The sequence below is a fragment of the Mesorhizobium sp. M7A.F.Ca.MR.148.00.0.0 genome, from assembly GCF_003997735.1.
Taxonomy (GTDB): domain Bacteria; phylum Pseudomonadota; class Alphaproteobacteria; order Rhizobiales; family Rhizobiaceae; genus Mesorhizobium.
Genome location: NZ_RZTB01000183.1, coordinates 1 through 6,762, shown reverse-complemented (window position 1 = coordinate 6,762; position 6,762 = coordinate 1). Strand labels below are relative to the sequence as shown.

Sequence of the window (6,762 nt, the reverse complement as noted above, 5' to 3'; positions counted from 1 at the left end):
TCTACGCCGGCTTCGAGCCGATCGCCGCCGAGATCATCTATGTCTCGGCGCCGAGCTCGTATCCCAGCAATCCGGCGGTGACCGATTACAAGAAGCTGACGCGGCCGGTGTGGCCAAGGGTGACGGATCCTTGGAAGGATGCTGGCAATCTCCCCCCTTGAGGGGGAGATGTCGCTGAAGCCGACAGAGGGGGTCGCCTGACATAATGCGCCAACCTTCTTCTGCCGCAGCAGGCCGAGCCCGGTCGAACCGACCCCCTCTGGCCGCTTCGCGGCCATCTCCCCCTCGAGGGGGGAGATTATCCGGTGCTACACCAATCCCCGCTTCACCATCATCGCTTCGGGCGACGGCATCTTGCCGCGAAATGCGGTGTAGAGTTCTTCCGGATCCTTCGAACCGCCGGCGGCGTAGATGTTCTTGCGCAGCCGTTCGGCGAGCGCCGGGTTGAAGGGGTCGCCGGTCTCCTCGAAGGCGGCGAAAGCGTCCGCATCGAGCACTTCCGACCACATGTAGGAATAATAGCCGGCCGAATAGCCGTCGCCGGAGAAGACGTGGCCGAAATGCGGGGTGCGGTGACGCATGGCTATGGTGTCCGGCATGTGCAGCTCTGCAAGCGTTTCGGTTTCGAAACGAAGTGGTACTTCAGGCGCATCCGGCCGTGCGTGATAAGCCATGTCCATCAGCGCGGATGCGGTGAACTCTACTGTTGCAAAGCCAGCGCCAAAAGTCCGCGCGGCCAGCATCTTGTCGAGCAGCGCCTTGGGCATCGGCTTGCCGGTCTTGACGTGCAGCGCGTGTCTTTCCAGCACCGCCGGCACGGTCAGCCAGTGCTCGTAGAGCTGCGAGGGCAGTTCGACGAAATCGCGGCTGACCGAGGTGCCCGAAACCGAGGGCCAGGTGACGTCGGTCAGCATGCCGTGCAGCGCGTGGCCGAACTCGTGGAACAGCGTCTTCGCCTCGTCGACCGACAGCAGCGCGGGCTCGCCGGCCGGCGGCTTGGCGAAGTTCATGATGTTGTAGATCACCGGGCTCGCACCGTGGCCGAGCCTGTAGCCGGACTGCAGCGCGCTCATCCAGGCGCCGGAGCGCTTCGAGGGCCGGGCGAAATAATCGGCGAGGAACAGGCCGCGCTCGCTGCCGTCGGCATTTTTCACCACGAAGACGCGGGCGTCGGGGTGCCAGGCAGCGATGCCCTTCTTCTCCTCGAAGGTGATGCCGAACAGCCGTGTCGCCACATCGAAGCAAGCGTCGATGATGCGGTCGAGCTGCAAATAGGGCTTCAGCTCCGCCTCGTCGAAGGCGAATTTTTCCGCGCGCAGTTTCTCCTGGTAGAAACGCCAGTCCCAGGCAGCAAATTTTTCGTTGCTGCCGGCCTCCGTCGCCAGCCGTTGCAATTCGATCTGGTCGCTTGCTGCCTTCTCCAGCGCCTTTTCCCACACCGGATCGAGCAGCGCGTGCACGGCCTTCGGCGTCTTGGCCATGGTGTCATCGAGCTTCAGCGCGGCGAAGGAGGCGTAGCCGAGCAGCTTTGCCTTCTCGGCGCGCAGGCGCAGCATGTCGCGCACCACGTTCGTGTTGTCGGTGGCGCCGCCATTCTGGCCGCGCATGGTGAAAGCGCGGAAGGCGATCTCGCGCAGATCGCGGCGCTCGGAGAAGGTCGAGAACGGCTCGTAGATCGAGCGCGACAGGGTGACGGCGTAGCGGCCCTTCTGGCCGCGTATCTCGGCGGCTTCGGCCATCGAGCTTTTCACGAAGTCCGGCAGGCCGGCAAGGTCGGCCTCATCGAGGAACAGTGCCCAGTCGCTCTCGTCGGCCAGCACATTCTGGCCGAAGCTGGTACCGAGCGAGGACAATTCCTCGCTGATCTTGGCCAGCCGCTTCTTGCCGTCGGCATCGAGTTTGGCGCCGGAGCGGACAAAACCCTTCCAGGTCTTTTCCAGGACCCGCAGGGTCTCTGCGTCGAGCTTCAGGCTCTCGCGGCGCTGGTAGAGATCGTCGATGCGGGCAAACAGCCGCTCATTCATCGAAATCGCCGAGAAATGCCTGGACATTTTCGGCGAGATGTCGCGCTCCAGCGCCCGGATCGTCTCGTTGGTGTAGGCGCCGGCGCGGCACCAGAAGATCGACGAGACGCGATCGAGCGCTTCGCCGCCGAGTTCCAGCGCGGCAAGCGTGTTCTCGATGGTCGGCGCATCCTTGTTGCCGGCGATCGCCTCGATCTCGGCCTCGTGCGCCTTCAGCGCCGCGTCGAAGACCGGGGAAAAGTCGCCGTCGCCAATGCGCGTGAAATCGGGCAGGCCGAGCGGCCCTTGCCACGCGGTCAGCGGATGGGCGGCGAGGTCGACGGCTTTCGTGGAAGGCATGGACAGTCTTTCGATCGTTGACGGGGAGAGGTTTGGTCGTCCCCGATGTAGGGCGAGGCCTCGCAAGGCGCAACGGCTCGGCCCTCAGGATGGCGTCAGAAGCCGTCGCACGTCTCGGCGATTGCCGCTTGCGAACTGGCGGTGATGCGGTCGTCGGTCACCGCGAAAGTCTCATGCATGAGCTTGTCATTGTTGGGAAAGTCGTAGCAGGCGACCACGGTGGTGACCCCGCCTTCGCTCTTTTCGATTCGATGCCGGATCGCTGCGCCCGCAACCGCACCTTTCCATTCGTCCATCGAGGCGATGAATTCCTGCTTGCTTTGCACGATGCCGAGGTCGTCCAGCTTGATGCGGACATCATCGGCGAGCAGGTCGGACAGTTCGGTGCGGTCGGCGACCAGCAGCGCCGAATACCAGCGGCTGATGAGGGCAGGATCATCGGCGCGGGCGGCAATAATCGCTATCAGCAGCGCGGCCGCCGTCAAAGCGGCCGACCTGATGTTTACCACCTTGCGCGCCGCTGTGTTCATCCCAGCTCCGGCCGTTCGAAATCGCCGGTTTCCTTGTTCATCGTCCAGAGTTCGCCGGTCGAGATATCGAACCAGGCCCCATGCAGCGACAGTCGCCCCTTGCCCTCGAGAATCGAGACGCAGGGAAAGGTTCTGAGGTTGGCGATGGAATAGCGGATCGAGATGCGCTCCAGCGCGGTCTGGCGCTCCGACGCGGTCATGAAGGTGCTGGAGGAGACGGTTTCGGCCGCCGGCGCGATCAGGCTCATCCACTTGCCGATGAAGTCGCCCGGCGAAAGCGGCGCGGAATTGGTGTCGAGCGCTGCACGGATGCCGCCGCAGCGGCCATGACCCATGACGACGATGTTCTTGACCTTGAGGCTCTGTACGGCGAATTCAAGCGCCGCCGAGGTCGAATGGAACTCGCCGTCGGGAGCATAGGGCGGCACCAGATTGCCGACATTGCGCAGCACGAAGAGTTCGCCGGGCCCGGCATCGAAGATCGCCTCGGGCGCCGAACGCGAATCGCAGCAGGCGACGATCATCGTCTCCGGCGCCTGGCCTTCGCGAGCGAGATCGCGATAGCGCCCGCTCTCCGTGAGATAGCGGCCATTCATGAAATTGCGGTAGCCGGCGAGAAGATGTTCAGGGAGATGGGACATGGGCGGCGTCTGGAGCCTTTCCGGGTTGGATGCGGCAGCTCGTTGCGGTCTAGAGAGGCTCTAGCGGCAAAAGCCGGTCGCGAGCAATGCAGAATTATGAGGGCTGGCTAGAAATGCCATGCATCGAGCGCAACCTTGGCCAACAGCGTTACGCCCAGATGGCGACAGGAATGCCAAAGCTGTCGCGGCCCGGCGGGTCGGGCAGCGGCCGTGCCTCACCGCTGGCGATGCGACCGGCGATCAGCGTCATCGCGGCCGCGTCGAGGAAATCGTCGGCGGCGGCGCCGCGCGGTGGCGGCTGGTCGAGAAAGGCCGTGTCATAGCCATTCCGGCAAAGCAGAGCCTTGCGTTCCGCCATGCCGGCCGGATTGATGCTGCCCTTGATCTTCTTCGGCAGTTGCATGGCCTGATCGCCGTTCAAGCGGCAGAAAGCGACTTCAGGATGCGATTCGAACACGCGGCCGCGCAGATCGGGTCGCGCGATCAGCAGGGCGTCGATCTCGCGGATCTTGGCAAAAATGCCGAACGTCTGGATCGAGACTCCGCGCGGCGGGTCGGATGTGGTCAAGGCCACCTCGCTTGCCCTGATGTGCGCGGCATACCAGGCTTCGATGGTGGTGAAATCATTGGTCTCCGCATAGAGCGTGGCACGGGAGGGGATCGAGAAGACGCTGGATTGGCGCGCCCCGAGCAGCGGCCGCACCAGCGCTTCGGGGCCGCGACCGCCCTTGCCCGAAAAGTCGGGCAGGCCGATCGGCATGTCGACAGCGATGACAGCGTCTTCGGGAAGGGATGCGAGCAGGGCAGTGAAGGTTGCAAAGACACCGACCGACGGTGCCATGCCAAAAGCGCACCGGACGGCGATCCAGCCGGCCTTGCAGCCGTCGACGCCGACAAGCACGGTCTCAGTCGACGTCACGCCCGGCGGCCCCGCCCCGGATGCGTGAGGTGGCGAAGCTGGACCATCGCCATCGGATGCGACAGGCTCTGCGCATCGGTTTCGAGCTGCAGTTCGTCGCCGCCGCGCTTGGCGGTGCGCGCCAGGATCTCGTAGACCGCCGCCGTCGTCGATTGCAGCGCCTTGACCGGCGGCTGGCCGGATAGGATACGTGCCAGATAGACGGCCGCCGTCAGATCGCCCAGGCCATTCGGCGGCTTGTCGATCAGGCGATGTTCGGCGAGCAGCGCCTGGCTGCTATCGAGCAGCAGATTGCCGGTGCCGCCCGTCATCATCGACGGCGCAGAGGTGACCAGCATGGTCGATGGTCCGGCGTGGAGCGCTGCCGCGATCGCCGATTTCAGGTCGGGCAACGCGGCGCCGGCCATCCATTCCAGTTCGTAGCGGTTGGGGGTGGCTATGTCGGCGATCGGCATCAGCCGGTCGCGCATGGCGATGGCTGTCGGCTCGGGCACGTAGAGGCCGCCCGAATCACCCATCACCGGATCGCAGATATAGACAGCGCCGGGTGTCCTTGCCTTCACCGCGGCGACCAGCGAGGCGACGGCCTCGGCCTGGCCGGCCTCGCCGAGATAGCCGGACAACACGGCGCCGACTTCACCCAGCCATGGCGCCCGCTCGAGATCGGCCATCAGCGCCTTGAACTGGTCGAGCGGCGGTACGATCCGTGTTGCCCGTCCATGGCCGGGATGCCAGGGCAGGATGACGGTCGGCACCGCCCAGACCGGGAACCCCAGGGTCTCCAGCGCAAAGACGGCTGCACGGTTGCCGACCGAGCCGCGCGCGACATGGCTGGAAATGACGATGACCGCACGCGGCGCGTCGGTTTGTTCGGCGCTCATTGTCGTTTGATTCCTAACTGCCCCGGATGACGTAAAGCACGAGCCAGACCATCAGGCCCAGCGCCAGCAGCAGGCCCAGCGTGCGGCCAAAGCGGGTGCCCCAGACTTCGATCGGATCGGCGCGATCGGCATCGGCCGCGGTGACGTGATCGCGCATGCCTTTCGCGGCCCGCCCCGCAAACGAGTCGCCCGCCGGATTCGTCTCGTGCGCGATGCGCTCGAGGATACGGCGCGATTCCTTCTCGCTGTCTTGGCGCTCCGCCATGATGATGTCCCGTTTTGCCGGACCTTATCGCGTTCGCACGGCCAATCACAGAGCCTTGCAGCGGCATCGGGCGTGCCAGGCGAGGGCTGCCGGCCCGGGCGGTTTTCTTGCGCGCTGATTGTGGTAATGCTTCGCGTGCAACTTCTACCGAGGGACCCCATCATGTTTGCCCAGCGCCTTGCCTCGCCGTCCATTTTCCGCACGCTGCCCGCCTTCCTGATGATGGCGATTATGCTGCCGCTGCTTGCCGGCTGCGGCTACAACACCATCCCCACTGCGGAAGAAAACGCCAGGGCGGCATGGAGCGAGGTGCTGAACCAGTATCAGCGCCGCGCCGACCTCATCCCCAACCTGGTCGAGACGGTGAAGGGTTATGCCTCGCACGAAAAGGATACGCTCGACGCGGTGGTCGAGGCACGCGCCAAGGCAACGCAGATCACGGTAACACCGGAAACGCTGAAGGATCCCGAAGCCCTCAAGAAGTTTCAGGATGCTCAGGCGGGGCTGACCAGCGCGCTGTCGCGGCTGATCGCGGTCTCGGAGGCCTATCCCGACCTCAAGGCCAATCAGAATTTCCTGGCGCTGCAAGCCCAGCTCGAAGGCACCGAGAACCGCATCGCGGTGTCGCGGCGCGACTACATCCAGGCGGTCAGGGACTACAATCTGACGCTGAGGACCTTCCCCTCGGTGCTGTGGGCGACCTTCTGGTTCCGCGGCAATGAGCCCTTTGCCAATTTCACTGTCGCCGAAGACAAGATGCAGCCGCCGAAGGTCGATTTCGGCACGAAGCAGGGCGGGTGAACGTCGACTGTCATCGGAATAAATCCCGCGAAATGACGGGCTGCTGGCGTGCAAACACCCCCCTCTGTCCTACCGGACATCTCCCCCTCGAGGGGGGAGATTGGCAGCTTCGGCGCTGACGCCGATCTTGCGACGTTGCAAATTGGCGAAAGCGGAGATGACGGCCAATCTCCCCATTTGAGGGGGAGATGCCCGGCAGGGCAGAGGGGGGCGCCCCGGAACGCAAGCCTAGGGTTCCTTTTCGCTCTTCTAAGCCTCTTCTTCCTCCCCTTCACCGCCCTCGCCGCCGATCTCCCCGCGCTCACCGGCCGTGTCGTCGACAATGCCGGCATCATCGATGCCGCGACCAAGGCGGCGCTGAC

General features: G+C 64.5%; 7 protein-coding genes and 1 pseudogene. 2 read left to right on the top strand and 6 right to left on the bottom strand.

Annotated features, from left to right (window positions below):
- Positions 1 to 308: 308 nt before the first annotated feature.
- The 6 genes from EOB49_RS32030 to EOB49_RS32005 form a co-directional block, all read right to left on the bottom strand.
- The gene (locus tag EOB49_RS32030) at positions 309 to 2,363 is read right to left on the bottom strand and encodes a M3 family metallopeptidase (RefSeq protein ID WP_127383327.1); all 2,055 of its coding nucleotides are present in this window, start codon (positions 2,361 to 2,363) and stop codon (positions 309 to 311) included.
- 95 nt (positions 2,364 to 2,458) lie between these two features.
- Positions 2,459 to 2,893: a nuclear transport factor 2 family protein gene (locus EOB49_RS32025; protein WP_127383326.1), complete on the bottom strand. Its 435-nt coding sequence runs from the start codon at positions 2,891 to 2,893 to the stop codon at positions 2,459 to 2,461.
- On the bottom strand, positions 2,890 to 3,534 hold the full coding sequence (locus EOB49_RS32020) for a carbonic anhydrase (RefSeq protein WP_023811712.1): 645 nt from the start codon (positions 3,532 to 3,534) through the stop codon (positions 2,890 to 2,892). The genes EOB49_RS32025 and EOB49_RS32020 overlap by 4 nt, the downstream gene beginning before the upstream one ends.
- Before the next feature lie 148 nt (positions 3,535 to 3,682).
- On the bottom strand, positions 3,683 to 4,453 hold the full coding sequence (locus tag EOB49_RS32015; protein ID WP_127383325.1) for a DUF429 domain-containing protein: 771 nt from the start codon (positions 4,451 to 4,453) through the stop codon (positions 3,683 to 3,685).
- Positions 4,450 to 5,334, bottom strand: coding sequence for a pyridoxal kinase PdxY (pdxY, locus tag EOB49_RS32010; RefSeq protein WP_127269643.1), 885 nt, complete (start codon positions 5,332 to 5,334; stop codon positions 4,450 to 4,452). The genes EOB49_RS32015 and pdxY overlap by 4 nt, the downstream gene beginning before the upstream one ends.
- Before the next feature lie 13 nt (positions 5,335 to 5,347).
- Positions 5,348 to 5,599, bottom strand: coding sequence for a hypothetical protein (locus tag EOB49_RS32005; RefSeq protein ID WP_127269645.1), 252 nt, complete (start codon positions 5,597 to 5,599; stop codon positions 5,348 to 5,350).
- Between the two features lie 162 nt (positions 5,600 to 5,761).
- Between EOB49_RS32005 and EOB49_RS32000 the strand changes: the two genes are divergently transcribed.
- Positions 5,762 to 6,400: a LemA family protein gene (locus EOB49_RS32000; protein WP_127320140.1), complete on the top strand. Its 639-nt coding sequence runs from the start codon at positions 5,762 to 5,764 to the stop codon at positions 6,398 to 6,400.
- A 177-nt stretch (positions 6,401 to 6,577) separates the two neighbouring features.
- Positions 6,578 to 6,762: pseudogene (locus EOB49_RS38200) on the top strand (hypothetical protein); the annotation flags it as partial.

Bases quoted from the DNA above. Each gene is read 5' to 3' on its own strand.
- EOB49_RS32030 (WP_127383327.1), bottom strand. From the start codon at position 2,363: ATGCCTTCCACGAAAGCCGTCGACCTCGCCGCCCATCCGCTGACCGCG.
- EOB49_RS32025 (WP_127383326.1), bottom strand. From the start codon at position 2,893: ATGAACACAGCGGCGCGCAAGGTGGTAAACATCAGGTCGGCCGCTTTG.
- EOB49_RS32020 (WP_023811712.1), bottom strand. From the start codon at position 3,534: ATGTCCCATCTCCCTGAACATCTTCTCGCCGGCTACCGCAATTTCATG.
- pdxY (WP_127269643.1), bottom strand. From the start codon at position 5,334: ATGAGCGCCGAACAAACCGACGCGCCGCGTGCGGTCATCGTCATTTCC.
- EOB49_RS32005 (WP_127269645.1), bottom strand. From the start codon at position 5,599: ATGGCGGAGCGCCAAGACAGCGAGAAGGAATCGCGCCGTATCCTCGAG.
- EOB49_RS32000 (WP_127320140.1), top strand. From the start codon at position 5,762: ATGTTTGCCCAGCGCCTTGCCTCGCCGTCCATTTTCCGCACGCTGCCC.